Source organism: Azospirillum sp. P4_B5 (assembly GCF_056402275.1).
The window spans coordinates 106,991-132,112 of the sequence record NZ_JBFUHT010000010.1 but is presented as its reverse complement, the minus strand read 5'-3'; the positions used below and the strand labels follow the sequence as shown (position 1 = coordinate 132,112).

The 25,122-nt window shown below is 68.5% G+C and carries 20 protein-coding genes and 1 tRNA gene; 15 read left to right on the top strand and 6 right to left on the bottom strand.

Annotation, left to right across the window (positions count from 1 at the left end; all coding sequences use genetic code 11):
- Nucleotides 1-156: 156 nt before the first annotated feature.
- Both AC1DVI_RS10665 and AC1DVI_RS10660 read right to left on the bottom strand, forming a co-directional pair.
- Nucleotides 157-2,220 carry a putative bifunctional diguanylate cyclase/phosphodiesterase gene (locus tag AC1DVI_RS10665; RefSeq protein ID WP_476957941.1) on the bottom strand — a complete coding sequence of 688 codons (2,064 nt, stop codon included), beginning with the start codon at nucleotides 2,218-2,220 and terminating at the stop codon, nucleotides 157-159.
- A 326-nt stretch (nucleotides 2,221-2,546) separates the two neighbouring features.
- Nucleotides 2,547-2,738, bottom strand: a complete 192-nt coding sequence (locus AC1DVI_RS10660) for a zinc-finger domain-containing protein (protein ID WP_081863448.1) — start codon at nucleotides 2,736-2,738, stop codon at nucleotides 2,547-2,549.
- Nucleotides 2,739-2,909: 171 nt separating this feature from the next.
- On the opposite strand from AC1DVI_RS10660, the gene AC1DVI_RS10655 reads away from it, so the two are divergent.
- The 3 genes from AC1DVI_RS10655 to AC1DVI_RS10645 all read left to right on the top strand — a co-directional run bounded on the left by AC1DVI_RS10655 (nucleotide 2,910) and on the right by AC1DVI_RS10645 (nucleotide 5,087).
- Nucleotides 2,910-3,923, top strand: a complete 1,014-nt coding sequence (locus tag AC1DVI_RS10655) for an ABC transporter ATP-binding protein (RefSeq protein ID WP_476957940.1) — start codon at nucleotides 2,910-2,912, stop codon at nucleotides 3,921-3,923.
- The gene (locus tag AC1DVI_RS10650; protein WP_476957939.1) at nucleotides 3,913-4,914 is read left to right on the top strand and encodes a lysophospholipase; all 1,002 of its coding nucleotides are present in this window, start codon (nucleotides 3,913-3,915) and stop codon (nucleotides 4,912-4,914) included. Before AC1DVI_RS10655 ends, AC1DVI_RS10650 begins: the two co-directional genes overlap by 11 nt.
- Nucleotides 4,915-5,010: 96 nt before the next feature.
- A tRNA-Arg gene (locus tag AC1DVI_RS10645) sits at nucleotides 5,011-5,087 on the top strand.
- Nucleotides 5,088-5,159: 72 nt separating this feature from the next.
- Here the strand turns inward: AC1DVI_RS10645 and AC1DVI_RS10640 are convergent.
- Complete coding sequence (locus AC1DVI_RS10640; protein ID WP_476957938.1) at nucleotides 5,160-5,693, bottom strand: hypothetical protein; 534 nt, start codon at nucleotides 5,691-5,693, stop codon at nucleotides 5,160-5,162.
- 153 nt (nucleotides 5,694-5,846) lie between these two features.
- On the opposite strand from AC1DVI_RS10640, the gene AC1DVI_RS10635 reads away from it, so the two are divergent.
- The 3 genes from AC1DVI_RS10635 to AC1DVI_RS10625 all read left to right on the top strand — a co-directional run bounded on the left by AC1DVI_RS10635 (nucleotide 5,847) and on the right by AC1DVI_RS10625 (nucleotide 11,795).
- On the top strand, nucleotides 5,847-6,509 hold the full coding sequence (locus AC1DVI_RS10635) for a DUF6766 family protein (protein WP_476957937.1): 663 nt from the start codon (nucleotides 5,847-5,849) through the stop codon (nucleotides 6,507-6,509).
- 98 nt (nucleotides 6,510-6,607) lie between these two features.
- Nucleotides 6,608-9,517, top strand: coding sequence for a DNA polymerase I (polA, locus tag AC1DVI_RS10630; protein ID WP_476957936.1), 2,910 nt, complete (start codon nucleotides 6,608-6,610; stop codon nucleotides 9,515-9,517).
- 1 nt (nucleotide 9,518) lies between these two features.
- Nucleotides 9,519-11,795 (top strand): CheR family methyltransferase, encoded by a 2,277-nt coding sequence (locus tag AC1DVI_RS10625; protein ID WP_476957935.1) that lies wholly within the window; start codon nucleotides 9,519-9,521, stop codon nucleotides 11,793-11,795.
- Nucleotides 11,796-11,813: 18 nt separating this feature from the next.
- On the opposite strand, the gene AC1DVI_RS10620 is transcribed toward AC1DVI_RS10625, so the two are convergent.
- Both AC1DVI_RS10620 and AC1DVI_RS10615 read right to left on the bottom strand, forming a co-directional pair.
- A complete protein-coding gene (locus AC1DVI_RS10620) occupies nucleotides 11,814-12,380 on the bottom strand; it encodes a chemotaxis protein CheB (protein WP_476957934.1) in 567 nt (188 codons plus the stop codon).
- A 46-nt stretch (nucleotides 12,381-12,426) separates the two neighbouring features.
- Nucleotides 12,427-13,446 carry a chemotaxis protein CheB gene (locus tag AC1DVI_RS10615; protein ID WP_476957933.1) on the bottom strand — a complete coding sequence of 340 codons (1,020 nt, stop codon included), beginning with the start codon at nucleotides 13,444-13,446 and terminating at the stop codon, nucleotides 12,427-12,429.
- Nucleotides 13,447-13,644: 198 nt separating this feature from the next.
- On the opposite strand from AC1DVI_RS10615, the gene AC1DVI_RS10610 reads away from it, so the two are divergent.
- The 6 genes from AC1DVI_RS10610 to AC1DVI_RS10585 all read left to right on the top strand — a co-directional run bounded on the left by AC1DVI_RS10610 (nucleotide 13,645) and on the right by AC1DVI_RS10585 (nucleotide 21,596).
- The gene (locus tag AC1DVI_RS10610) at nucleotides 13,645-15,522 is read left to right on the top strand and encodes an ATP-binding response regulator (RefSeq protein ID WP_476957932.1); all 1,878 of its coding nucleotides are present in this window, start codon (nucleotides 13,645-13,647) and stop codon (nucleotides 15,520-15,522) included.
- Between the two features lie 101 nt (nucleotides 15,523-15,623).
- Complete coding sequence (locus tag AC1DVI_RS10605; protein ID WP_476957931.1) at nucleotides 15,624-16,037, top strand: DUF2946 family protein; 414 nt, start codon at nucleotides 15,624-15,626, stop codon at nucleotides 16,035-16,037.
- 214 nt (nucleotides 16,038-16,251) lie between these two features.
- Nucleotides 16,252-18,498 (top strand): TonB-dependent receptor, encoded by a 2,247-nt coding sequence (locus tag AC1DVI_RS10600; RefSeq protein ID WP_476957930.1) that lies wholly within the window; start codon nucleotides 16,252-16,254, stop codon nucleotides 18,496-18,498.
- Nucleotides 18,499-18,527: 29 nt separating this feature from the next.
- A complete protein-coding gene (locus AC1DVI_RS10595) occupies nucleotides 18,528-19,340 on the top strand; it encodes an energy transducer TonB family protein (protein ID WP_476957929.1) in 813 nt (270 codons plus the stop codon).
- A gap of 118 nt (nucleotides 19,341-19,458) precedes the next feature.
- Nucleotides 19,459-20,559, top strand: a complete 1,101-nt coding sequence (gene ychF, locus AC1DVI_RS10590) for a redox-regulated ATPase YchF (protein ID WP_476957928.1) — start codon at nucleotides 19,459-19,461, stop codon at nucleotides 20,557-20,559.
- Nucleotides 20,560-20,759: 200 nt separating this feature from the next.
- Nucleotides 20,760-21,596, top strand: coding sequence for a putative bifunctional diguanylate cyclase/phosphodiesterase (locus tag AC1DVI_RS10585; protein ID WP_476957927.1), 837 nt, complete (start codon nucleotides 20,760-20,762; stop codon nucleotides 21,594-21,596).
- Here AC1DVI_RS10585 and AC1DVI_RS10580 read toward each other — a convergent pair.
- Complete coding sequence (locus AC1DVI_RS10580) at nucleotides 21,559-22,035, bottom strand: NUDIX hydrolase (RefSeq protein WP_476957926.1); 477 nt, start codon at nucleotides 22,033-22,035, stop codon at nucleotides 21,559-21,561. The genes AC1DVI_RS10585 and AC1DVI_RS10580 overlap by 38 nt on opposite strands.
- Nucleotides 22,036-22,133: 98 nt before the next feature.
- On the opposite strand from AC1DVI_RS10580, the gene AC1DVI_RS10575 reads away from it, so the two are divergent.
- The 3 genes from AC1DVI_RS10575 to AC1DVI_RS10565 all read left to right on the top strand — a co-directional run bounded on the left by AC1DVI_RS10575 (nucleotide 22,134) and on the right by AC1DVI_RS10565 (nucleotide 24,844).
- The gene (locus AC1DVI_RS10575) at nucleotides 22,134-23,069 is read left to right on the top strand and encodes a LysR family transcriptional regulator (protein ID WP_454020586.1); all 936 of its coding nucleotides are present in this window, start codon (nucleotides 22,134-22,136) and stop codon (nucleotides 23,067-23,069) included.
- Nucleotides 23,070-23,184: 115 nt separating this feature from the next.
- Nucleotides 23,185-24,438 carry an MFS transporter gene (locus AC1DVI_RS10570; protein WP_476957925.1) on the top strand — a complete coding sequence of 418 codons (1,254 nt, stop codon included), beginning with the start codon at nucleotides 23,185-23,187 and terminating at the stop codon, nucleotides 24,436-24,438.
- Nucleotides 24,439-24,442: 4 nt separating this feature from the next.
- Nucleotides 24,443-24,844 carry a hypothetical protein gene (locus AC1DVI_RS10565; protein ID WP_476957924.1) on the top strand — a complete coding sequence of 134 codons (402 nt, stop codon included), beginning with the start codon at nucleotides 24,443-24,445 and terminating at the stop codon, nucleotides 24,842-24,844.
- Nucleotides 24,845-25,122: the final 278 nt, after the last annotated feature.

Here is a 25,122-nt window from a genome sequence, read left to right as displayed (position 1 = left end):
CACCAGCAGGCTCGGCAACGGTTTGCTTTCGCTTTGGATTCATACGGCCTCATCTGCCGGCCGGGCTTCGGCCGCACTTGCGGCCGGGACCGCAGTCGCGGTGCAAAGCGGATTGAAATCCGCTTTAGGGCTTCCCGCCCTGCTCGAAAAGCCGCCCTACCCGACGTTCTCCACCAAGAAACGCTCGAAGGCGTCCACGTCCAGCGGGCGGCTGATCAGGAAGCCCTGGATGCGCGTGCAGCGCTGGCGACGCAGCATGTCGGCCTGCTCCTCCGTCTCCACCCCCTCGGCGATTGTGTCGAAGCCCAGGCTGTCGGCCAGATTCACGATGGTGTTGACGATGGCCGGGTCGGTGGCCGACTGCACGATGTCGCGGACGAAGCTGCGGTCGATCTTCAGCGTGTTGATCGGGAACCGCTTCAGATAGGCCAGCGAGGAGTAGCCGGTCCCGAAATCGTCGATGGACAGGCGGATGCCGATCCCCTTCAGCCCGTGCAGGATGGTCACCGCCTTCTCGATGTCGCCGATCATGGCGCCCTCGGTCAGCTCCAGTTCCAGCCGCTCCGGCGGCACGCCGCTGCGCTCCACCACGTCGCGGACGAAATTCACCAGGCGCGCGTCCTGGAACTGGCGCGGCGACAGGTTGACCGACACCGACGCGATGTCCAGGCCCGCGGCCAGCCAGCCAGCCAGCCGGGCGCAGGCCTCCCTCAGGGTCCAGGCGCCGATTTCCCAGATCAGGCCGGTTTCCTCGGCCAGCGGGATGAACTCCGCCGGGCTGACGAGGCCACGGACCGGGTGGTGCCAGCGGATCAGCGCCTCCGCCCCGATCACCCGGTGGGAGCCGCGCTGCGGCATGTCCACCTTGGGCTGGAAATGCAGCGCGAACTCCTCGCCGGTGGCGGCGGCGCGGCGCAGGTCGCTTTCCAGCCCCAGCGTGAAGCCGGTGCGTTCCCGCATGCCCGCCTCATAGAAGACGAACTTGCATTCCGGGTTGCGCTTGGCGTGGTACATGGCGAGGTCGGCGTTGCGCAGGAGCTGGTCCGCCGTCTCGCCGTCGTCGGGGAAAAAGGCGACGCCGATCGAGGCGCCGCAGAAGAGTTCCTGGTTGTGGACGGCGAAGGGCTCGCCCATCGAATAGAGAACCTTCTCGACCAGCCGGGCGCCGGCGGCGCGGTCCACCGCGTCGGGCGCCACGATCAGGAACTCGTCGCCGCCCAGCCGGCCCACCGTGTCGGACACGCGGGTGCAGTTGCGCAACCGCTTGGCCACCAGCTTCAGCAGGTCGTCGCCGGCGTGGTGGCCCAGCGTGTCGTTGACCTGCTTGAAGCGGTTCAGGTCGAGGAAGGCGACGGCGACCTTGGTGCGCATGCGCTGGGCGCGCACGATGGCCTCCTCCAGCCGTTCGTTGACCAGCCATCGGTTCGGCAGGTCGGTCAGCCGGTCGAAGCTGGCCTGATAGCGGATCTGGTGTTCCTGGTCCTTGCGCTGGCTGATGTCGGCGAGCGTCAGCACGTAATGCTCTAGCGCCCCGCCCGGCGCGCGCACTGCCGTGACCGACAGCGAGGCCGCGAAGGCGTCGCCGGAGTGGCGGAAGCTGGTCACCTCGCCCTGCCAGCGCCCGTCCGTGCGGGCGGTGCGCCAGATGTCCTCGATGAAGGCGCGCTCGTGCGAGCCGGGGGCGAAGATCACCAGCGGGCGGTGGATAAGCTCCTCGCGCTGGAAGTCGGTCATCACCTCGTAGGCCGGGCTGACCGCCTGCACCGACAGGTCGGGATCCACGATCAGGATGCCGTCGGCCACGCTGTCGAAGACGGTGGCGAGCAGGCGGATCTTCTCCTCATGCTGCTTGCGCTCGGTGATGTCCTGGACGGTGCCTTCGTAATAGCGGATGCGGCCTTGCGGATCGCGCACGCAACGCGCGTTCTCCGAGATCCAGATGATCGAGCCGTCGTTGCGGAAGACCCGCGCCTCGAAGCTCTGCACCACGTCGCGCTCGGCCATCAGGCGGGCGAAGGCCTCGCGCTTGCCGGGATCGACGTAGAGCTGGCCGGCGATGTCCGTCAGGTTGTCGATCAGGTCGTCCGGCGAGCGGTAGCCGTAGATCCGCGCCAGCGCCGGGTTGACCCGCAGATAACGCCCGTCCACCGTGGTCTGGTAGATGCCCTCGACCGCGTTCTCGAAAATACTTCTGTACTGCTCTTCCGTCTCTTGGCTCATGGATCGGGCCTCATCTGGCGCGAGAGCGTTGGCCTCAGGAAAAAGCATGCGAAGGACCTGAGCGGGCAATTGCGATGGACGCCTCTTTTGCGCCGCAAAAAAGTAGAAGGCGGATCGCGACGCGCGTCAAGGCGGTTCGTTTTATATTTTTCACAATTGCAACAAAAGAGGCATATGACCCGCCCTGCCCGCACGTTGCATTACCGCCGTGAGGGGTGGCGGATGGGCCACAGACTCGGCCCGTGGCTCAGACACGCGAAAAGGGCCGGATCGCTCCGGCCCTTGCTGCGTGCGGGATTTCAGCCCTGTAAGAGACGCCGCTGGGGTCAGTGCCCGTGCGTGCCCGTCTTGGCGCCTTCCTTCAGGACGAAGTGGCGCGAGCAGTAGGGGCACTCGACCTTCCCCTCGGCGCTCAGCGTCAGATAGACCAGCGGGTGGCCGAGCGCGCCACCGCCACCGTCGCATCCGACGGTCAGGGTCTCGACTTCAATCGTTTCAACTGGCTGCATGGCAGACATCCTCCACTTTGACACACGCGCGCGTTAACGCCATCGTTAAGATGCCCACCGAATGAGGCACGCGCGCGGGGTCGGATCATACCCAACGCGCCGGACGGATCAAGTGATTGGACAGTGATCGCCCCCGTGGGTTCGGACTCGGGGCACGACCGGAAAGGCCCTTTCGATTCCATGGTTGCGCACGCCCCGCTGAACGCCGCCGCCCTGCCCGCCCACGCCGTCCCCGCCTACGCCGTGGAGGTGCGCGGCCTCACCAAGACCTACCAAGCCTCCGGCAAGGCCGGGCCGAAACAAGCTCTGAAGGGCATCGACCTGGCGATTCCGCGCGGGGCGGTGTTCGGGCTGCTGGGGCCGAACGGGGCGGGCAAGTCCACGCTCATCAACATCATGGCCGGGCTGGTCAACAAGACCGGCGGAACGGTTTCGATCTGGGGAACCGACATCGACGCCCATCCGCGCCAGGCGCGGGCGTCGATCGGCGTGGTCCCCCAGGAACTGAACATGGACCCTTTTTTCACCCCGCGGGAAATGCTGGAGCTTCAGGCCGGCCTCTACGGCGTGCCCAAGGCCGAGCGCCGGACCGAGGAACTGCTGGAGGCCGTGGGCTTGCGCGACAAGGCCGACGCCTACGCCCGGTCGCTGTCGGGCGGCATGAAGCGGCGGCTGATGGTGGCGAAGGCGATGGTGCACACTCCGCCCGTCCTGGTGCTGGACGAACCGACCGCCGGCGTGGACGTGGAACTGCGCATCCAGCTGTGGGAGCATGTGCGCAAGCTGAACCGCGAGGGCTCGACGGTTCTGCTGACCACCCACTATCTGGAAGAGGCGCAGGAGCTGTGCGACTCCATCGCCATCATCAACCACGGCACGGTGGTGGCCTGCGAGCCGACCGCCACCCTGCTCCGCCGGGTGGATGCCAAGGCGCTGACCGTGCTGGTGGACCGCGACCTGGACGACGTGCCGGCTGAACTGGCCGCCTTCACCGCCGAACTGGCCGAGCCGCGGCGCCTGATCGTCCGCTACCAGCCGAGCCGCCAGCGGGTGGACGGCATCCTCGCCGCCCTGGCCGGGGCCGGACTTGGGGTGGTCGATCTCAGCACCGAGGAATCGGACCTGGAGGACATCTTCCTGCAATTGACCGGCGGCGCCCACGCCCGCAAGGAGATCGCGCACGATGCGGCGTAGGGCGGCCGGCCGGATTGCGAGCGTGATCGTCGGGATCGGCCTTCTGCTGTCCGGCTGCACCGCGGCCTATCAGCCGATGGGCCTTCCCGTGACCCAGCCGGCCCTGACCGAGCGTGCACTGATCGCCGCCGACGGCTTCGAACTACCGCTGCGCCGCTGGCTGCCCGAGGAGGGGGCACCGCAAGCGGTGGTGCTGGCTCTGCACGGCTACAACGACTATTCCAACGCCTTCGACGGAGCCGGGCGCAGCCTCGCCGCGCGGGGGATCGCCGTCTACGCCTACGACCAGCGCGGGTTCGGCGCCACACGGAACACCGGCATCTGGCCGGGGACGGACACTCTGGTGGCCGACCTGAAGACGGCGGTGTCCCAGATCCATGCCCGCCACCCCGGCCTGCCGGTCTACCTGATGGGCGAGAGCATGGGCGGCGCGGTGGTGCTGGCGGCGATGACCAGCGCGACTCCGCCCGACGTGAACGGCACGATCCTGGTCGCCCCCGCCGTCTGGGGCCGCGACGCGATGGGCTTCTTCCCAAGGGCGCTGCTCTGGCTCAGCTACAACACGCTCCCGGGGATGGTGGTGCACCCGCCGAAGGATCTGAAGATCCAGGCGTCCGACAACATCGAAATGCTGCGTGCCCTGGGCCGCGACCCGCTGGTCATCAAAGGCTCGCGCATCGATGCGCTGGAGGGGCTGACCAACCTGATGGGCACGGCCCTGGCCGCCTGCGGCCATCTGTCGGTGCCGTCCCTGGTGCTCTACGGCGCCCACGAGGAGGTGCTGCCGAAGACACCGGTCAACCGCGCGGTCGAGGATTTCGAGTCCGGCGGGCGGCATGTGGTGGCGGTCTATCCCGATGGCTGGCACATGCTGTTGCGCGACCTCAAGGGTCAGGTGGTGGTCAACGACATCGCCGCCTGGATCGAGAACCCCAAGCAGCCCCTGGCGAGCGGCGCCGACCGCAACCGCAGCCTCCTGGCCGCGAAATAAGCGCGGATGGGCGGCCCCGGCGGGGTGTGAAAAAATGTCGAAAGGAGTGTTTGCACTCGGTTAGGCTTTTCGCTATGGTGCGCCTCCGCTGATGATGGACCCGTAGCTCAGCTGGATAGAGCGCTGCCCTCCGAAGGCAGAGGCCGATGGTTCGAATCCATTCGGGTCCGCCAGCGATTTCAAAGGCTTAGCCGCAATGCCGGTTAGGCCTTTTTTATTCATATCCCCGTATCGCTGCGGAAGCGCTACGCAAGCTCCCGGACCGCGGGGGCATGGCCGCGAGCGCCCGTCATCGGCTCCGCACCGGCTCGGCTCTGGTTTCCCCCACCGATCAGATACGCGGCCGTAACCCCGGTCACCCCTCCCCAGACCACATGGGCAGTCAGCATCAAGGTGTTGCGGGCGCGTGGATGACGCGTCGCGGGCGTCAGGATGCGCATCGCTGGAATCCACCCCAGATAGCTGGCGCCCCAGACCGCAAGGCCATAGCCGATTCCCGTCGCCACTGCCGGCCCGCCGATCCGACGCGCGATCGCCGGATACAGCGCACCGGCAGCGGCGCCGTAGCCGTAATGCAGGGCGAGCGTCAGGTCGCGGCGCTGCGGTTCGTCCAGTGCGTCCAGCAGCCCGGTCGGGCCGACGACTCGGTTGGTGATCAGGCGCGGCGGCAAGGGGTAACGGTCCTTCTCCGGCAGTGCGCGGAACATCGCGCGCATGGCCGCCGTCATGGCGACGGTGCCGGCCAGTCCGGCGATGGCTCCGGCGACAGAGTGGTTCATGGGAAATGGACCAAAGGTTGTTGTGTGGAGCCTCCAATCAACAGGATCCCGCCTTTCAAGGTTCCTGGCGAGGCTTCGGGGGCGGCGGGGAAACCTCTTGCTTGGCCAAGCGTTGAGGGACCAGAGCGTGGCATCCGACTCAAGGTGCAGCATATGCGTCGCTTCCTGCGGGACAACGGGCTGTCGGTCGCCTTGTTCGGGCTGTTCCTCGTCTCCATCGTCGGGCAGGTGCTGGCGGGATGGCGCGCCCTGGCGGAGGAGCTTCGCCTCCACGCCCAGGCGCCCGTCGGCTTCCTCGACTATCTGACCACCGGCCATTTCCTGTCGGCGACCTTCGAGAACTGGGAGAGCGAATTCCTCCAGATGTCGGTCTATGTGCTCCTGACCGCCATCCTGGTCCAGAAAGGCTCCTCGGAATCCAAGAAGCCGGAAGAGGCCAACCCGGAGGACGAGGCGCCCGAGCGGCGGCGCGGCGACCCCGACGCGCCCTGGCCGGTGCACCGGGGCGGCCTGCTGCTGCGGCTCTACTCCCACTCGCTCAGCATCGCGCTGGTCAGCCTGTTCGTGATGTCCTTCGCCCTGCATCTGGCGGGCAGCACGCGACGCTCGAACGAAGAGGCGGCGTGGCATCACCAGCCCATCCGGACCATGGGCGAAACCCTCGGCGATCCGGAATTCTGGTACGAGAGCTTCCAGAACTGGCAGAGCGAGTTCCTGTCCATGGGGGTTCTGGTCGTGCTCGGCATCTATCTGCGCGAGCGCGGCTCCCCCGAATCCAAGCCGGTCGCCGCCCCGAACCGCCAAACCGGCGACTGAAAGTCCGGCCCGCCACCGCCCGTCTTCCGGCGTCGGGCGCGCTCGACTCTCGGGCCGCCTTCGGCCATGGTATCGCCCCGAAGGGAAGAGGCCGCATCATGTCCGACGAAAAGACCACCGACACGCTCCAGACCGCCACCGAAGCCCCCGCACCCGCCGGGGACGGCAGCGGCCTGTATCTGGTGGACGGGTCGGGCTTCATCTTCCGGGCCTTCCACGCCCTGCCGATGCTGAACCGTCCGGACGGCACGCCGGTGAACGCGGTGCTGGGCTTCTCCAACATGCTGCTGAAGCTGCTGGCCGACCTGAAGGCCTCCGCCGTGGCGGTGGTCTTCGATTCGAAGCGGCTGAACTTCCGCAACGAGTTCTATCCCGAATACAAGGCCCACCGCCCCGAGCCGCCGGAGGAGCTGAAGCCCCAGTTCGCCCTGATCCGCGAGGCGACGGAGGCCTTCTGCCTGCCCTGCCTGGAGCTGGAGGGCTACGAGGCCGACGACCTGATCGCCACCTACGCGCGGCTGGCCAACGAGGCCGGGCGCGAGGTCACCATCGTGTCGTCCGACAAGGACATGATGCAGCTCGTCCGCCCCGGCGTGCGCATGCTCGACCCGCTGAAGAACAAGCCCATCGGCCCCGACGAGGTGTTCGAGAAGTTCGGCGTCGCCCCCGACCGGGTGGTCGACGTGCAGGCTCTGGCCGGCGACAGCGTGGACAACGTGCCGGGCGTGCCGGGCATTGGCGTGAAGACCGCCGCCCAGCTCATCACCGAATACGGCGACCTGGAATCGCTGCTCGCCCGCGCCGGCGAGATCAAGCAGCCGGCCCGCCGCCAGAAGCTGATCGACTTCGCGGAGCAGGCGCGGATCTCCCGCCGCCTCGTCCTGCTGGACGACCACGCCCCGCCGCCGAAGCCGCTGGACGAGCTGCGCGTCCGCGAGCCCGACCACCAGAAGCTGATCGACTTCCTGCGCGCCCAGGGCTTCCGCACCATCGTCAGCCGCGTCGAGGCGGAGATGCGCAAGGACGGCACCATCGCCGACGGCGCGGTCCCCACCTCCGCCACGCCGTCCGCCGGCCCGGCCAGGACGGCAACCACCTCCCCCGCCCCGGCGGCGGCGGCCGGCGCGCCGCGCAGCCGCCCCGCTCCGCCCATCAACGTCGAGCAGCGCTACGAGCTGGTGCAGGACCTCGACGCACTGGCCGTCTGGCTGGAGCGCGCCCGGACCACCGGCGTCCTCGCCGTGGACACCGAAACCAACTCGCTGACCCCCGCCACGGCGACGCTGGTCGGCATCTCGCTGGCGACGGAACCGGGGCTGGCCTGCTACATCCCCCTGGCGCATCAGGCCCCCAACGCCGCGGCCAGCGGGGAGCTGTCCTTCGAGACACCGGAAGCGCCGAAGCAGATCCCGGCGGAGGACGCGCTGAAGGCCCTGAAGGAGGTGCTGGAGGACCCGGCGATCCTCAAGATCGGGCACAATTTCAAGTTCGACCACCAGCTCTTCGCCCGCCACGGCGTGCGCGTGTCGCCGGTCGACGACAGCATGCTGATCTCCTACGTGCTGGAGGGCGGCGCCCACGGCCATGGCATGGACGAGCTGGCGGAACTGCACCTCGCCCACACGACCATCCCCTACAAGGAGGTCTGCGGCACCGGGAAGAACCAGATCACCTTCGACCGCGTGCCGCTGGACAAGGCGCTGGCCTACGCCGCGGAGGACGCCGACATCACGCTGCGCCTGTGGCGGGTGCTGAAGCCGCGGCTGGTCGACGAGCGGATGGTCACCGTCTACGAGACGTTGGAACGCCCGCTGGTCCCGGTGATCGCCGACATGGAATCCTGCGGCATCCGGGTGGACCGGGCGGCGCTGGCCCGCCTCTCGCAGGACCTCGCCGTGCGCATGGCGGAGATCGAGAAGGAGGTGCACGGGCACGCCGGGCGCAGCTTCAACATCGGCTCGCCCAAGCAGCTCGGCGAGATCCTGTTCGACGAGATGAAGCTCGGCACCGGCAAGAAGGGCAAGACCGGCGCCTACTCCACCGATTCCAGCGTGCTGGAGGAGCTGGCGGAGCAGGGCCACGTCATCGCCCAGCGCGTGCTCGACTGGCGCCAGCTCGCCAAGCTGAAGAACACCTACACCGACGCGCTCCAGGCCCAGATCGTCGAAGGATCGGAGCGGGTGCACACCGCCTTCGCCATGGCGGCGACCAACACCGGCCGCCTGTCCTCGACCGACCCGAACCTGCAGAACATCCCGGTCCGGACCGAGGAGGGCCGCAAGATCCGCCGCGCCTTCGTCGCCGCACCGGGCCACAAGCTGATCTCCGTCGACTATTCGCAGATCGAGCTGCGGCTGGTCGCCGAGATGGCCGACATCGCCGCGCTGAAACAGGCCTTCCAGGACGGCATCGACATTCACGCGGCCACCGCCAGCCAGGTCTTCGGCGTACCGCTGGACCAGATGACCTCGGAGATCCGGCGCAAGGCCAAGGCGATCAACTTCGGCATCATCTACGGCATCTCCGGCTTCGGGCTGGGCCGCCAGCTCGGCATCGCGCCGGGCGAGGCCAACGCCTTCATCAAGGCCTATTTCGAGCGCTTCCACGAGCTGAAGGTGTGGATGGAGGCGACCAAGGCCTTCGCCCGCCAGAACGGCCATGTGGTGACTCTGTTCGGGCGGCGCTGCTACATCCCCGGCATCCACGACAAGAACGCCGCCCGCCGCGCCTTCGCGGAACGGCAGGCGATCAACGCGCCGATCCAGGGCACCGCCGCCGACATCATGAAGCGCGCCATGGCCCGCGTTCCCGGCGCCCTGAAGGAGGCCGGCTTCGACGAGGTCCGCATGCTGCTCCAGGTGCACGACGAACTGCTGTTCGAGGCGCCGGAGGATCAGGCCGAACGCGCCGCCGCCCTGGTGCGGCAGGTCATGGAGGGGGCCGCGACGCTCGGCGTGCCGCTGGTGGCGGAGGCCGGCATCGGCGGCAACTGGGACGAGGCGCATTGAGATGTCCAACCAGGATTCCAGCGCCAAAGACCCCACCGATCCTGCATTCGAGGCGCTGATCCGCTACATCCAGGAAGCCCGCGGCCTCGATTTCCGCGGCTACAAGCGCACCAGCCTGCAACGGCGCATCCGCCGCCGGATGGAGGAGGCCGGCTGCGAGGATTTCGCCGCCTACCACGGCCTGCTGGAAGCCGACCCGCAGGAATTCATCCATCTTCTGAACACCGTGCTGATCAACGTGACCTCCTTCTTCCGCGACACCGAGTCGTGGGACGTGCTGCGGAAGGAGGTCGTCCCGCAGATCCTGGCGCAACGCTCCGACCGCGACCCCATCCGCATCTGGAGCGCCGGTTGCGCGTCGGGGGAGGAGCCCTACTCCCTCGCCATGCTGTTCGCGGAGGCGCTGGGCAAGGACGCTTTCATCAACCGGGTGAAGATCTACGCCACCGATCTGGACGACGCGGCGCTGAACACCGCCCGGCACGCCATCTACTCCCCGCGCGACGTGGAAGGCGTGCCGTCGCCGCTGCTGGAACGGTATTTCGAGCGCACCAACAACCACTATGTCTTCCAGCGCGAGCTGCGCAAATGCGTGATCTTCGGGCGCCACAATCTGGTGACCGACGCCCCGATCTCGCGCATCGACCTGCTGGTCTGCCGCAACCTGCTGATCTATCTGGAAAGCGAAACCCAGAGCATCGTCCTGCCGCGCCTGCACTATGCGCTGATGAACGACGGCATCCTGTTCCTCGGCAAGGCGGAAACCCAGCTCGCCCGCTCCAAGATGTTCGAGCCGGTGAACCTGAAGAGCCGCATCTTCCGCAAGGTGCCGCAGGAATGGCGGCGCAGCCTGGGCGGCAGCCTGACCATCGCGCCGGAGCACAACAACCACCGGCAGAGCTTCCAGAGCCGCCTGATGGAAGGCATCGTGGACAGCAGCGCCACCGCCTATCTGTCGGTCGACGGCGACGGCATCCTGGTCTTCGCCAACGCCATGGCCCGGCGGCTTCTCGACGTGGGCGAGATCGATATCGGCCGCCCGTTCCAGGACCTGTCGATCTCCTACCGCCCGGCGGAGCTGCGTTCGCGCATCGAAGAGGTGCAGAAGACCGGGCGCGCGGTGCGCATCGAGCATCAGGAATTCGCCCGCCCGCCGGGTGAGCCGATGCGCCTGAGCATCGAAATCTCCCTGCTTTACGGGCGCGACGGCAAGCCCTTCGCCACGCTGCTCGGCTTCACCGACACCAGCCGGCATTTCCAGGTGCAGCAGGAGCTGGAAGCGGCTCAGGAGAGCCTGGAGACGACGATAGAGGAGCTGCAAAGCTCCAACGAGGAGTTGGAAACCACCAACGAGGAACTCCAGTCCACCAACGAGGAGCTGGAGACCACCAACGAGGAACTCCAGTCCACCAACGAGGAGCTGGAGACCATGAACGAGGAATTGCGCTCCGCGAACGAGGAGTTGGAGGTCGCCAACGAGGAGCTGCGCCGCCAGGGCGAGGAATCCGGGGAGTTCCGCCGCTACTCGGAATCGATCCTGCGCAGCATGGACGTGGGCATCATCGTTCTGGACCAGGATTTGCGCGTGCGCTCCTGGAACCGCTGGGGCGAGAACATGTGGGGCCTGCGCGCCGAGGAGGCACAGGGCGAGGACTTCCTCGACCTCGACATCGGCCTGCCGGTGCAGCGGCTCCGCCTCGACCTGGCGAGGATCCTGCACAGCGAGGCGCCGCAGACGCCGGTCACGCTGAACGCCGTGGACCGGCGCGGTCGCGCGGTGACCTGCCGGGTCCGGCTCTCCCCACTGCTGTACGAGGCGCGGGAGGCTCGCGGCGTCGTCCTGATCATCGAGGACGTGACCGAACAGACCCGGACCGAAGCCTTCGCCGGCTATCTCGGGCGGGTCATCGGCGAATCCCTGAACGAAGTCTATTTCCTGGACCCGTCCAGCTTCCATTTCCTGCTGGTGAACCGCGGCGCCGAGACCAAGCTGGGCTACAAGCTGGAGCATCTGAAGCGACTGGCCGTCCACGACCTGATGCCCGAGGTGCCGGCGGAGCGGTTCCGGGCTCTCGTCGCCCCTCTTCTCTTGGGCGACAAGCAGGAGGTGGTCTTCGAAACGGTGATGCAGGGCAGCCACCGCGGCCCCCATCCGGTCGAGGTCTGTCTTCAGCATTTCGGCGGGGAACAGCCGCCGATCCTCGTCGCCATCGTGCACGACACCACCGAACGCCAGCGTCTCGGCGCGGATGGCGGCGAGAGGGCGGAGGCGGAGTAAGGGGCCGGGTAGAAGCGGTCAGAACCGGTCAGGCGCGCCGCCGCTTCCGGGGTGGATGGATGGGCGAATCCACTCCTCGCCTAAGAAGCGGATCAGCACCTCCGCGCGCTCGCGCGCTTCGCGCCCGGCCTCGCCCCACCGCTTGGCGGACAGCGCCTGCCCCATGCCCTGCGCCGTCTCGGCCAGACGCAGGCACAGGGCGGCGCGTTCGCTCAAGGCCCGCAACGCCACCTCGAACGCCTGCTCAACCATGTGAAGCTGCGCCTCCTCCATGCTGTCGGCGCCGTAACGATGGCCGATGTGGCAGGTGAAATAGGGCAGCGTGTCCACCTTGGTTTCCCGGAGCGCCCCCCCGCAATCCGGGCAGGTCAGGGCGGACGGCTTTTCCAAACTGTAGATACCCTCCATAGGCGCCTCCATGGATGCCGCGGGCCGCGTTGCAGCCGGAATGCGTTCCGTGACCAGCCGGGCGAGCAACGCGCCCATGGCCGCCGGCAGATCGGACGGCAACCCGCTGACCAGCGCTTCCAACGCCTCCAACCCGCCCGCCGACGCGCCGATCACGATCAGGGCGCCATCCGTCATGGAGCCCCAGCCTTTGCCCGTTCCGCATCGGCTGGAGTTCGTCCCATCAATCCTCTCCTTCGTCGGCCAGGCTGCCCGCCAATTCCTGCCCCTGTTTCGACAGCACCTCCTTCAACATCGCCACGGTCCGCTCGGCCTCCTGTGCCGACCGGGTCCAGTTGGCCTCGACAGCGGCATGACCCTGCTTGCGGGCCCGCTCGGCCAGCCGCCGGAACATGATGGCACGGTCCTCATGGGTGCGCAGGGCCACCCAGATGGCCTGCTCGATCGACTCCCGATGGGACTCCGCCAGCGTTGCGGGGCCGTAGGCGTGACCGACCTTGCAGCGGAAGCGCAGCATCGGGCCGTCCTCGATCTCCACCAGATTGCCGCCGCAATCGGGGCAGCTCAGCGTGCTCGGCTTGCCGACGGAGGCGGTGAGTTCCGGCACTGCGTCGAACTCGTTCTCCGGGACGCGCGCCTCCATCGCGATGTCGTCGGGAACCGGCACCGGGGGGCCGGACGGTTCGGTCAGTCGGCGGGCCAGCAGCGCCGGAAGGTCGGACAGCGGGGCGCAGGCGTCCACGGAGGTATGCCGCATGGCGTTGCGCGGCATGTCGGGCCATTCGGCGTCGGCCGGGTCCTGCACCATCGCCAGCCCGCCGCAGCGCTTCACGGCGCGCAGCCCGGCGGTCCCGTCGTCCAGCGTGCCGGTCAGGATCAGCCCCACCACCCGCACCCCATAGGCGACCGCCACCGACCGGAAGAGCGGATCGATGGACGGCCGGCAGCGGTTCTCCCGCGCCCCACGGCGCACCAGAGCGGATCCGTCCTTGACCAGCAGATGATGATCGGGAGGGGCGACGTGAATCCAGCCCTCCCGCACCGGCTCCCCGTCCTCGGGATGGAAGGCGGGGAGCCAGCCGGCGCGCGACAGCAGGACCGGCAGCACGCTGTGCGTGGCGCCGATGTGCTGAACGACAAAGACCGTGGCCATCACGTCGCGCGGCATCGCCGCGAACAGCCTCCGCAGGGCGGTGATCCCACCGGCGGAAGACCCGATGGCCAGGATGTCCCTCTTGTCCATGATCCGGAAACAAACGTGGTGTGCATGCACAGTGACAACAGCACAGCGGCCGACAAATTCCGGCTTTGGTTCTATCACTTTTCCACACGCGCGCTGTTGAGTGGTCTGTGCAATCATTCGTTCCTGGCAAGAGGGGGGAGCGTGGGGAAAGGGGCATCCATCCGCGCAGGGGGCGATACGCGCGAGTCCGAGCGCAACGTGTTGCTCCAGCGTGTCGCGGAGCTGGACCGGAGCCTGGAACAGGCCCTGGTGACGGCGGAGGACGCCCTCGAGGAAGCCCGCCTTCTGGCGGCCGACCGGATTCAGCTCGAAGAGGAGATGACCGCGCAGCGGCAGGAGATCGCCGCGCTGCGCGAACGCCTCACCGTGTCGGAAACCCGCCGGACGGAGTTGCTCGACGCCCTGGCGGATTCCGATCAGCGCTTGAACACGCTCCGCCGGGATGAGACCCATCTGTCGGAGGAACTCCAAACCTCCTACGAGGAGCTTCAGGTCCTCACCGAGGAACTGGAGCAGGCCAACGCCGATTTGGAGCAGCGGGTCGAGGAGCGCACGGCCCAGCTCACCGAAAGCGAGCGGCGGTTCCGCACCCTGTTCGAGGCGATGGACGAGGGGTTCCTCCTTGCCGACGTCCTGTTCGACGGCGACCGGCCGGTGGATGTCCTCTATCTGGAGATGAATCCCGCGGCGCGGCGCATGACCGGGGAGGATTTCGTCGGGCGGCGGCTGCGCGAGATCAGCCCGGCCTTCGAGGACCACTGGTACGAGGTGTTCGGCCGCGCGGCGCGCGACGGTGAATCGACGCGGACGGAGCTGTATGCCGGACCGCTCGAAAAATGGATTAATTTCTACGTCTTCAAGGTCGGCGCCCCCGAGCAGCGCCGCATCGCGGTGATCTTCCGCGACGTGACCGAGCGGAAGCGGACGCAGGAGCAGCTCAAGCAGGCGAAGGAGATGGCGGAGGCGGCGAACCGGGCCAAGACCAAGTTCCTCGCCGCCGCCAGCCACGATCTGCGCCAGCCGATCCAGGCGGCGGCACTCTATGCCCATGTCCTGCTCGGGTCGGTCGGCGCCGACCCGGTCGCCCAGGAATCGCTCAACCGGCTGAAGGCGTCCATCGACAGCCTGAACGGCATGCTGAGCGGGCTGCTCGACCTGTCCCGGCTGGAGGCCGGCGTCATCGAGGTGGCGGTCAGCGATTTCTCGCCCGCGGCGCTGATGACCCGTTTGGCCGAGGAGTTCCGCGGCGTGGCCGAGGCGTCGTCCATCGACCTGCGGTGCCGGCCCAGCCGCCTGGCCGTGTCCACCGACCCCCATCTTCTGGAACGGCTGTTGCGCAACCTGCTGTCCAACGCCATCGCGCACGGCCGGCCCAAGGACACGGATGGTCGAGGGCGGGTGCTGGTCGGCTGCCGCCGCCGGGCGGACGGCGTGGAGTTCCAGGTGTGGGACAACGGGCCGGGCATCCCCGAGGACGCCCGCGAGTCTATCTTCGAAGAGTTCCGCCAGCTCAACAACCCGGAGCGCAACGCCACCCAGGGCTTCGGGCTGGGGCTGTCCATCGTGTCGCGCATCGCCCACCTGCTGGGAACGGAGGTGACGCTGCGCTCACGGGTCGGGGCGGGCTCGGTCTTCTCGGTGACGGTGCCCTACGCCCTCCAGCCGGAAGCCAGCGCCGCGGCGGTGCCGGCCGCCAACCGGGAACCGCGGCTGAAAGGGCGCACGGTGCTGCTGGTGGAGGACGACGAGCAGGTCCGCCGCAGCATGACCATGATGCTGAAACGCTGGGGGCTGCGCGTGGTCGCCGTGTCCTCGGCGGGGGAGCTGGCCGCGACGCTGCCCAGCCTGCGGCGCCCCCATGTGGTGCTGACCGACTACCGCCTGCCGGGCGGCGACTCCGGACGCTCGGTGGTCGAGCTGGTGCGCCAGCGCTGGCCGGTGCCGGGCATCATCATCACCGGCGACACCGCCCCGGAACGCTTGCGCGAGGCCATGTCTCTCGGCTGCCGCCTGCTGCACAAGCCGGTGCTGCCCGCCGATCTGGCCGGGGCGCTGGGCGAGGTATTGCCCTCCTAAAAGTGGCGCACCGGTGCGGGGCTGCGACCAATAGTCCCTTGTTCCTTCGGCATAGTCCGATTAACCTAATCTCTTACTCGGATTAAGGGGTCGACCGGGACATGCCGGCTTTACTCGGAAGCATCGGACGCAGGCTGGGCCGCGCCGCCGTGATGGCGGGCGGGGTGGCTTTGCTTCTGCAGCTTCTGGGCTGGGCCTTCCTGATTCCGGTGGCCAACGCCGCGACCGGCGAAACGGTCATGATCTGCACGCCGCAGGGCATGGCCTCCATCGCCCTCCCCGACGGCCCGCCCCCCGACTCCCTGATCCCGGACGGCAAACCCACGCTGTCCATGGGCGAGGATTGCCCGGTCTGCGGGCTGGTCGCCGGCCTCACCGCGCCGCCGCCGCTTCTGACCGTGGTGCTGCCCGTCTCCGTCGTCGCCCACAGCTCCATCGGACTGCCCGGCCAGCACATCGCCGCCGGCTGGTTCCTGTCGCGGCTGAAGGCACGAGCGCCCCCGGCCCTCGTCTGACCGCCCTCGGCATGCGCCGTGTGATCGCCGCGCCCGGCTTTTGAGCCTGGCGGCGTGGCCCTCCCGGCCGTGCCCACTCCACCCCTCACGTCGGCCTCCGCACCGCAACCTGGCGGTTTCGATCCCCTGCGCTGATCCTGCGCACGGGTCGCGACCGGGCGGGACGGCAAGGCTGCGCCGATCTTCACTCGTCCGATTCGAGAACGAGCGCCCTATGATTCGCCTGTCCACCGCCGCCGCCGCGGCGAACGCCCCCCGTTTGTCCAATCGTCTTCTCGCCTCCACCGCTCTTCTGACGGGCATCCTCGCCGCTCTCGGCGCGCCGGCCGCAGCCCAGACCCCGCAGGCCCTGCCCGCCGTCCCGGTCGAGACGGAGACGGCCCCCGCCGCCACGGCGCCGGAGAAGGGCCTGTCCCGGCCACTCGGCGCCGGCACGCTCGACGCCGCCGCGATCGCCAGCCGCAAGATCGCCAGCCCGGACGCCGCAGTGCTGCTGCGCAGCCTGCCGGGCGTGTCGCTCTACAGCGCGGGCGGCTTCTCCAGCTTGCCGGCGCTGAACGGGCTGGCCGACGACCGCGTGCGCGTCCAGGTCGACGGCATGCCGATGACCGCCGCCTGCGCCAACCACATGAACGCGCCGCTGTCCTACGCCGACCCCGCCGTCATCGGCGCCATCGAAGCCATCGCCGGCGTCACCCCGGTCAGCAAGGGCGGCGACAGCATCGCCGGCACGGTCTCGGTGACCAGCAAGCCCCCTGTCTACGCCCAGCCCGGCGAGCCCATCCACGGCGAGGGCAGCCTGTCCACCGTCTACCGCTCGAACGGCAACGGCACCACCCTGTCCGCCACCGCCACCGCGGCGACCGAGCGGTTCAGCCTGCGCTACACCGGCGCCTGGAGCCGGGCGGACGACTACGAGGACGGCAATGGGGACAAGGTCCGCTCCACCCTCTACAACGTGCAGAACCACGCCCTGTCGGCCAGCGCGCGCAAGGACGGGCAGGAGATCACCCTGTCCGGCGGCTACCAGTATTCGCCCTACTCCGGCTTCGCCAACCAGCGCATGGACATGACGCTGAACCGCGGCACCACCCTGAACGGCCATTACAAGGGCGCGTTCGACTGGGGCACGCTGGACGGCCGGGCCTTCTGGCAGCGCACCGTCCACGCCATGAACTTCCTGCACGACAAGGGCGGCGCCGACCGCGGCGGCATGCCGATGAACACGGACTCGCACGAGATGGGCTACGCCGTCTCGGCGGAGGTGCCGCTGTCGGCGCAGGACACGCTGCGCGTCGGCAACGAGCTGGTCCGCTACCGCATCGACGACTGGTGGCCGCCGGTCGCCGGGGCGGCGATGATGTCGCCGCTGACCTTCGTGAATCTGAACGACGCGCGGCGCGACCGGCTGGGCACCTTTGCCGAGTGGGAGAAGCGCTGGACCCCGGCCTGGACCTCTCTGCTCGGCGTGCGCAACGACGTAGTGTGGATGGAGAACGGGCCGGTCCAGCCCTACTCCTGGGCCGACCCGATCCGCACCGGCATGATGGGCATGGGTATGGGCATGGCGAACCCGGACGCGCCCGCCGCCACGGCCTTCAACCGGGCTGACCGCTCCAAGACCGACGTGAACGTCGACGCCACGGCGCTGCTCCGCTTCGCGCCGTCCGCGTCGGAACGCTACGAGCTGGGCTTCGCCCGAAAGACCCGTTCGCCCAACCTGTACGAGCGGTTCGCCTGGGGCACCGGGGGCATGTCCTCCACGATGATCGGCTGGTACGGCGACGCCAACGGCTATGTCGGCAACCCGGACCTGAAGCCGGAAACCGCCTACACGGTCGGCGCCACCGCCGCCTGGCAGGACGCCGAGGCCAAGCGCTGGTCGGTCAAGGTCACGCCTTATTATTCGCACGTCGAGAACTTCATCGACGCCGACCGCATCGGCAGCCTGTCGAACGGCTTCGTCCAGCTGCGCTTCGCCAACCACACGGCGGAGCTGTACGGCATCAACGCCGAGGGCCACAGCATCGTCCACCAGGACGAGCGACTGGGCGAGTTCACGGTGGGCGCCGTGGTCAGCTACGTCCGTGGCCGCAACCTCGACACCGGGCGCGACCTCTACCACATCATGCCGCTGAACGGGACGGTCGACCTGGGGCACCGGCTGGGCGACTGGAGCAGCGTCCTGGAGTTCCAGATAGTCGGGAGGAAATTCCTGGTCGATTCCGGGCGGAATGAGCCGGAAACCCCCAGCTACGCCCTGGTCAACCTGCGCACCAGCTACGTCTGGGGCAACCTGCGCGCCGACGTCGGGATCGAGAACCTGTTCGACGCCCACTATTATCTGCCGCTGGGCGGCGTCGATTACGGCGATTTCCGCGCCAGCGGCAACCCGCAGCCGATCGGCGCGCTGGCCGGCATGGGGCGGTCCTTCAACCTCGGCCTGACCATGGCCTTCTGATGGAGGCCGATTGACGAGGCATCCCCGCCTTGCGCGCGATCCGCCTGCATGAGCGTCCCCAGCCGGCCCGCCGGCCGCTGGGGGCGCTCGCCCTGTCCGGGACGCTGCACGCCGGCGTCCTGGCCGTCCTCCTGTCCGCCGCCGGCGCGGCCCCCGGCACCGGCACCGAGGAGACCGGCGCCGTCAGCCTCAACGACACCATCACGCCGGTGATCGAGGTGATGCTGGTGGCATCCGAGGCGGACAGCGGCCCGCCGCCGGCAGCGGTCGCCGAACCGGAGATCACTCCGGAGATCGAACCGCAGCAGGACCCCGCGCCGGAACCGGAGCCGGAGCCAACTCCCGAACCGGCGCCCCCGGAGGCAGAACCGACCCCGGAACCCGCACCGGAACCGATCCCTCCACCACCACCCAAGCCGCTGCCAAAGCCAGCGCCGAAGCCGCCCGTCAAGGCAGCGCCGAAACCGCAGGCCGCTCCCGGTCCGAACCCATCACCGACGCCACCCACCGAAACCGGAACCGGTCGCAACGCGGCGGCGGCGGTCGAGCCGGTGTCGGCCAGCCGGGGCGCGGTGGTGGACTACGGGGCGCAGGTCTGGGCCTGGATCGGACGGCACAAGCCGGAGAAGGTGGTCGGGGGCGGACAAGCCACCGTCAAGCTGACCCTCGGCGTGGCCGGCGAGGTGCTCGACGCCGCCATCCTGACGTCGAGCGGCGACGAGGCGCTGGACCACGCCGCCCTGGCCGCGGTGCGCAAGGCGTCTCCCTTCCCCACCCCGCCGCCCGGTCTGTCGGCGGAGGACCGCATTTTCTCCGTGCCCTTCCTGTTCCGCCCGCGGTGACTCCGGCGCGTCGGAAGTGGCGCTCAACCCTGCCCACCCCCACTTCCCGTTTGCGCTTTGCGGCTCCACGTAGGATAAAGCGCCCCAATTCCCGAGATTTCCGACGGCGAGCACCCCCATGGGCTTCAATTGCGGCATCGTCGGCCTGCCGAACGTCGGCAAGTCGACCCTGTTCAACGCGCTGACCGCCACCCAGGCGGCCGAGGCGGCGAACTTCCCCTTCTGCACCAAGGAGCCGAACGTCGGCCGCGTCGGCGTGCCCGACCCGCGGCTGGACAAGCTGGCGGCCATCGCCAAGTCGCAGAAGATCATCCCGACCCAGCTCGAATTTGTCGACATCGCCGGCCTGATCCGCGGCGCCTCGAAGGGTGAAGGGCTGGGCAATCAGTTCCTCGCCAACATCCGCGAGGTGGACGCCATCGTCCACGTCCTGCGCTGCTTCGAGGACGACGATGTCACCCATGTGGAAGGCAACGTCGATCCCCTGCGCGACGCCGAGGTGGTCGAGACGGAGCTGATGCTCGCCGACATGGAGAGCCTGGAGCGCCAGCTCACCAGCCTCCAGAAGAAGGCCAAGGGCGGCGATAAGGACTCCAAGGTCAAGGCCGACCTGATGGAACGCGCGCTCAAGGTCCTCCAGGACGGCAAGCCGGCCCGCGTCGTCGAGGTCAGCGACGACGAGTGGCCGGTCTTCAAGCAGTTCATGCTGCTGACCGCCAAGCCCGTCCTCTATGTCTGCAACGTCGAGGAGGCCTCGGCGGCCACCGGCAACAGCCTGACCGCCAAGGTCGCCGAGAAGGCCAAGGCCGAGAACGCCGGCATGGTCGTCATCTCCGCCGCCATCGAGGCGGAGGTCGCCCAGCTCTCCGACGCCGCCGAGAAGCAGGAGTTCCTGGAATCCCTCGGGCTGGAGGAGACCGGCCTCAACAAGCTGATCCGCGCCGGCTTCCAGCTTCTCGACCTCATCACCTTCTTCACCGTCGGCCCGAAGGAGGCTCGCGCCTGGACCGTGCGCCGCGGCGCCAAGGCCCCGGAAGCGGCCGGCGTCATCCACACCGATTTCGAGCGCGGCTTCATCCGGGCCGAGACCATCGACTTCGACAGCTACATCACGCTGGGCGGCGAGCAGGGCGCCAAGGACAACGGCAAGATGCGCCAGGAAGGCAAGGAGTACGTCGTCAACGACGGCGACATCTTCCATTTCCGCTTCAACGTTTGATTGGACAGCCGCGCAACCCTTCTCCTCTCTGGGGGAGAAGGGTTAACGCCTCCCAATCTTATCACCGTCGAGAAATCCGTTAACTCTTTCGTAAAACTGGAAAAACCGCTTAAATACCCCTGAGATATGGTTAACAAGCCTCGCTTCGGCTGTTAAGTCCCCTTGGATGGGCGACAACCGAGGGCTGGACCGGAGGGGATATGGCGGTGAACCAGAACGCGACCATCGCGCCGGGTGCCATCGCGCCGGGTGCCGGCACCTTCTCCGACCGCGTGCGCGACGCCATCCGGCACGGCGAACTGCGCCTCGCCTTCCAGCCGCAGGCCGACACCCACACCGGGCGGCTGACCGGGTTCGAAGCGCTGTCGCGCTGGCGGCTCGACGACGGCACGGTGATCCCCCCCGACGTCTTCATTCCCATGGCGGAGACCAGCGACGCCATCCACATCCTCGGCGAATGGACGGTGCGCCGCGCCTGCGAAACCGCCGCGGGCTGGATGCAGGAAGGCATCGCCGACGTGCCGGTGGCGGTGAACCTGTCGGCGCGGCAGTTGCAGGACCCCGGCTTCGCCCGCACTGTGCTGGGCATCCTCGCCGAAACCGGCCTGCCCGCCGCCAATCTGAAACTGGAGCTGACCGAAACCGCCCTGTTCGAGCACAGCGAGTCCTCGCGCGAGGTGCTGACGCAGTTGCGCGGCGCCGGGGTGCGGTTGGTGCTGGATGATTTCGGGACGGGCTATTCCTCGCTGTCCCTGCTGCGCCGCGTGCCGGTCGAGGCGCTTAAGATCGACAAGCACTTCACCCAGGCGATGGTGCAGGACCGCGACGCCGCCGCCATCGTGCGCGCGATCATCGACCTCGCCCACGCGCTGGGGATGCAGGCGATCGCCGAGGGGGTGGAGACCAACGACGAGCTTCTCTACCTGCGCGCCTACCGCTGCGACCGCATCCAGGGCTATCTGCTGGCCAAGCCCCTGGACACGGAGCAGGTCCCCGACTTCATCCGGCGGCTCGCCGCGACGCCGACAGGCGGATGACCCGCTCCGTCTCGTCCCATTCGGTCAGCTCCGCGGCCTCGTCGATGGTGACCCAGCGCGCTTCCAGGGCATCGTCGGCGCAGACCGCCTCGCCCTCCGGGCTCTCCGCCGCCACCTCGACGATGGTGTAGTGGTACTGGACGGCCCCGGCGTCGTCGAGCGTCATGGCGTCCACCACGGTGACCACCTCCGTCGGCACGACGTGCAGGCCGGTCTCCTCCAGCACCTCGCGCACCGCCGTCTCGAACACCGTCTCGCCCACCGACTGGGCGCCGCCGGGCAGGCTCCACTGCCCCATCCGCGGCGAGCGGCCCCGGCGGATCAGCAGGACCCGGTCGCCGCGCCACACCACGGCGCCCACCCCCACCCAGGGACGGTCGGGGTATTCGCGGCCGGAACGGTCTGCGGGGGGTGTGGTGGACTCGGGCGGGGTGGACATGGAAACTCCCTCGTTGCGCTTGACCCGACGCTAACCCAGGCGGACAGTCGGATACCAGTGGCCAAGAGGCCGAACGAACCGCCGCTCCGGACGCCGCCATGAAGCTCAACGAGATCCGCACCTTCGTCGCCGTGGCCGAGGCCCAGTCGGTGCAGGAGGCCGCCCACCGGCTGGGACTGACCCAATCCGCCGTCTCCCGCCTGATCCAGCGGCTGGAGGCGGAACTTGGCGTGTCCCTGTTCGACCGCCAGACCAAGCCGCTGGCCCTGACCCGCGACGGCGAGATGGCGTTGGCCCACGCGCACCGGGTCCTGAAAGCGACCGACGAGCTGTCGGACGCCTTCGCCGGGGCCGCCCAGCCCCAGGGGCTGCTGCGGCTGGGCGTGGCCCATGTGCTGACCGCCATCGCCGCGCACCATCCGCTGGACCGGCTGCGCGCCGCCTTCCCCGGCCTGACCGTCCGCCTGCATTCGGACTGGAGCACGCCGCTGGTCGAGCAAGTCCGCAACGGCACGCTGGACGGCGCGCTGGTGCTGACCCACGACGCCCAGACGCCGCCGGACGACCTGGACGCCGTCTGCATCTCGCGCGAGCCCGTGCGGGTCGTCGCGTCGGCCGAGTTGGCCGGGCAGCGCGACTGGACGCTGCCGGCGATGAACGCCGTGGGCTGGGTGCTTCAGCCCGACGGCTGCCAGTACCGGACCGCCATGGGCCGGGCGATGGCGCAGCACGGGCCGGCGCTGAACGTCACGGTGGAGGGGTTCGACCAGTCGCTTCTGCTGTCGCTGGTCGCCCGCGGCGTCGGATTCGGCTTGGCCCCGTTGCGGCTGATCGCCCCGACCCTGCACGCCGCCCAGGTGCGGCCGCTGGAAACCCCGGACTTCGCGTTGACCGTCGCGGTGTGGCTGCTGCGCGGCCGCTTCACCGGGCGCATCGGTCCCGTCTTCGACGTGCTGGAGGACAGTTTGCTGGACCTGCTGCCACCGGCGGAAGAGGCGCCTTTGCCCCTGCCCTGCCATTCCGCAGCCGAATAACCTTCTTTCCCATTGTGAATTTGCTGCACGTCCGGCGCACGCTTATCGTGTGACCCTGATGAGACGCGGGCCAGCGTTGCCGCACCGGCCACAGCCCGCGCTGAGGGAGGATAACTTGGACACCAGCAACCGGGTGGGCGGGGCGCCTTCGCCCCGCTCCTGGCGGACGCCGGGATTCGTCATCGCCTGCGGCTGCCTGATCGCCATGCTGGCGTTCGGCCCGCGGTCCAGCATGGGCCTGTTCACCGCACCGCTGTCGGAGGCGCACGGCTGGGGCCGCGACGTCTTCGCCCTGTCGATCGCCATCCAGAATCTGGTCTGGGGCATCGGCACCCCGTTCGCCGGCGCGCTGTGCGACCGCTACGGCCCGGCGCTGGTGCTGGGGCTCAGCGGGATTCTCTACGCGCTGGGGCTGGCGCTGATGCCCTACGCCGACACGCCGCTGATGCTGCATCTCAGCTCCGGCCTTCTGATCGGGCTGGGGCTGGCCGGAGCGTCCTTCGGCATCGTCATCGCCGGTTTCAGCCGCATCGTCCCGCCGGAGAAGCGGAGCTGGTCGATGGGCGTGGCCACCGCCGCCGGTTCGATGGGCCAGTTCCTGTTCGCCCCCACCGGTCAGGCCTTCATCGCCGCCTACGGCTGGCAGACGGCGCTGATCCTGTTCGGCGCCTCGATGCTGATGATCCCGGTGCTCGCCTCCTCCTTCGCCGGGGCGGGCGGGTCGAAGAGCGCGCAGGCCGTCACCGGGGCCGACATCGGTTTCGCCGCGACGATCCGGCAGGCCTTCAAGCACCGCAGCTACGTCCTGCTGGTCACCGGCTTCTTCGTCTGCGGTTTCCAGCTCGCCTTCATCACCACGCACCTGCCGCCCTACCTGACCGCCGCCGGGATCAGCCCCGGCCTCGCCTCCTGGGCGATGGCGCTGATCGGGCTGTTCAACGTGGTCGGCTCCTACATGTCCGGCGTGCTGGGCGGCAAGATGAGCAAGCGCCTGCTGCTCTGCGCCAACTACACGCTGCGCGGCCTGTGCACGGCGCTCTTCATCCTGCTGCCGGTCACCCCGGTTTCGGTGATCCTCTACGCTGCGGCGATGGGCCTGCTGTGGCTGTCCACGGTGCCGCCGACCTCCGGCCTCGTCGTTCTGATGTTCGGCACGCGCTATCTTGGCATGCTCTACGGCTTCGCCTTCCTCAGCCATCAGGTGGGCGGTTTCCTCGGCGTGTGGCTGGGTGGAGTGCTGTACGAGCGCGTCGGCTCCTACGACGTGGTGTGGTGGGCCAGCGTGGCCCTGGCCTTTGCCGCCGCGGTGGTGAACTGGCCAATCGCCGAGAAGCCCGCCCCCTCCCTGGCGGCGGAAGCGAAGGCCTGAGGCCATGACCGAACCGGCGCCCGCCTCCTCTCCCGGTTTCGGCCACGGCTTCGCGCTGGCGCTCGGCGCGCTGGCGCTGGGCGTCTGGGCGGTGGTGACGGCGGTGGCGCTGAACCAGGCGGCGCTCAACGAGGAGGACGGCGGCACGGTGCTCGCCGTCTTCCCGCCGGGCACCCCGACTGCCGAGGCCTTCACCGCGGTGGTCCGCGCCGGGGGCCAGCCGGTGCGCCAGACCTGGATACCCTTCGCCTGGGTCGCCCGCGGCGACGGCAGCGGCTTCGTCGGGCGGCTGAAGGAGGAAGGGGCGGTCACCGCCTACGGCGAACTGTCGGTCGGCCCGGCGTTGGGCGGCTGCGCGGTGGTCTCGCTGGACGACAAACGCCCGGTCGGCTTCCAATTCAAGTGACGAGAAAAACCCGTCATCAAGCGGTGACGGAGCAACAATTCGGCTATTGACAACCCCCGCAAGGAGGAGCAGCCTAGTCCTCAGAGCAACACTGGTTGAGGTGAAGACGCAGCGGAAGCCGCATCAAGTTGGTCAAAAACCAGCTTCTCATCACAGCAAATGTTCCCGTAGTCAGGAGGGTGTGATTGTCATGAGTCCACCTGCGCTTACTTGAGGAAGCCGACCTGTTCGGCCACACATTTCTGAACATTGCCGTTGAGACGGCTCAACCATTGCGG

Coding starts and splice junctions, on each gene's coding strand:
- AC1DVI_RS10665 (WP_476957941.1), bottom strand. CDS start 2,220: ATGAGCCAAGAGACGGAAGAGCAGTACAGAAGTATTTTCGAGAACGCG.
- AC1DVI_RS10585 (WP_476957927.1), top strand. CDS start 20,760: ATGGCGGTGAACCAGAACGCGACCATCGCGCCGGGTGCCATCGCGCCG.
- AC1DVI_RS10600 (WP_476957930.1), top strand. CDS start 16,252: ATGATTCGCCTGTCCACCGCCGCCGCCGCGGCGAACGCCCCCCGTTTG.
- AC1DVI_RS10655 (WP_476957940.1), top strand. CDS start 2,910: ATGGTTGCGCACGCCCCGCTGAACGCCGCCGCCCTGCCCGCCCACGCC.
- AC1DVI_RS10565 (WP_476957924.1), top strand. CDS start 24,443: ATGACCGAACCGGCGCCCGCCTCCTCTCCCGGTTTCGGCCACGGCTTC.
- AC1DVI_RS10660 (WP_081863448.1), bottom strand. CDS start 2,738: ATGTCTGCCATGCAGCCAGTTGAAACGATTGAAGTCGAGACCCTGACC.
- AC1DVI_RS10615 (WP_476957933.1), bottom strand. CDS start 13,446: ATGGACAAGAGGGACATCCTGGCCATCGGGTCTTCCGCCGGTGGGATC.
- AC1DVI_RS10625 (WP_476957935.1), top strand. CDS start 9,519: ATGTCCAACCAGGATTCCAGCGCCAAAGACCCCACCGATCCTGCATTC.
- AC1DVI_RS10650 (WP_476957939.1), top strand. CDS start 3,913: ATGCGGCGTAGGGCGGCCGGCCGGATTGCGAGCGTGATCGTCGGGATC.
- AC1DVI_RS10575 (WP_454020586.1), top strand. CDS start 22,134: ATGAAGCTCAACGAGATCCGCACCTTCGTCGCCGTGGCCGAGGCCCAG.
- AC1DVI_RS10605 (WP_476957931.1), top strand. CDS start 15,624: ATGCCGGCTTTACTCGGAAGCATCGGACGCAGGCTGGGCCGCGCCGCC.
- AC1DVI_RS10620 (WP_476957934.1), bottom strand. CDS start 12,380: ATGACGGATGGCGCCCTGATCGTGATCGGCGCGTCGGCGGGCGGGTTG.
- polA (WP_476957936.1), top strand. CDS start 6,608: ATGTCCGACGAAAAGACCACCGACACGCTCCAGACCGCCACCGAAGCC.
- AC1DVI_RS10635 (WP_476957937.1), top strand. CDS start 5,847: ATGCGTCGCTTCCTGCGGGACAACGGGCTGTCGGTCGCCTTGTTCGGG.
- AC1DVI_RS10640 (WP_476957938.1), bottom strand. CDS start 5,693: ATGAACCACTCTGTCGCCGGAGCCATCGCCGGACTGGCCGGCACCGTC.
- AC1DVI_RS10580 (WP_476957926.1), bottom strand. CDS start 22,035: ATGTCCACCCCGCCCGAGTCCACCACACCCCCCGCAGACCGTTCCGGC.
- ychF (WP_476957928.1), top strand. CDS start 19,459: ATGGGCTTCAATTGCGGCATCGTCGGCCTGCCGAACGTCGGCAAGTCG.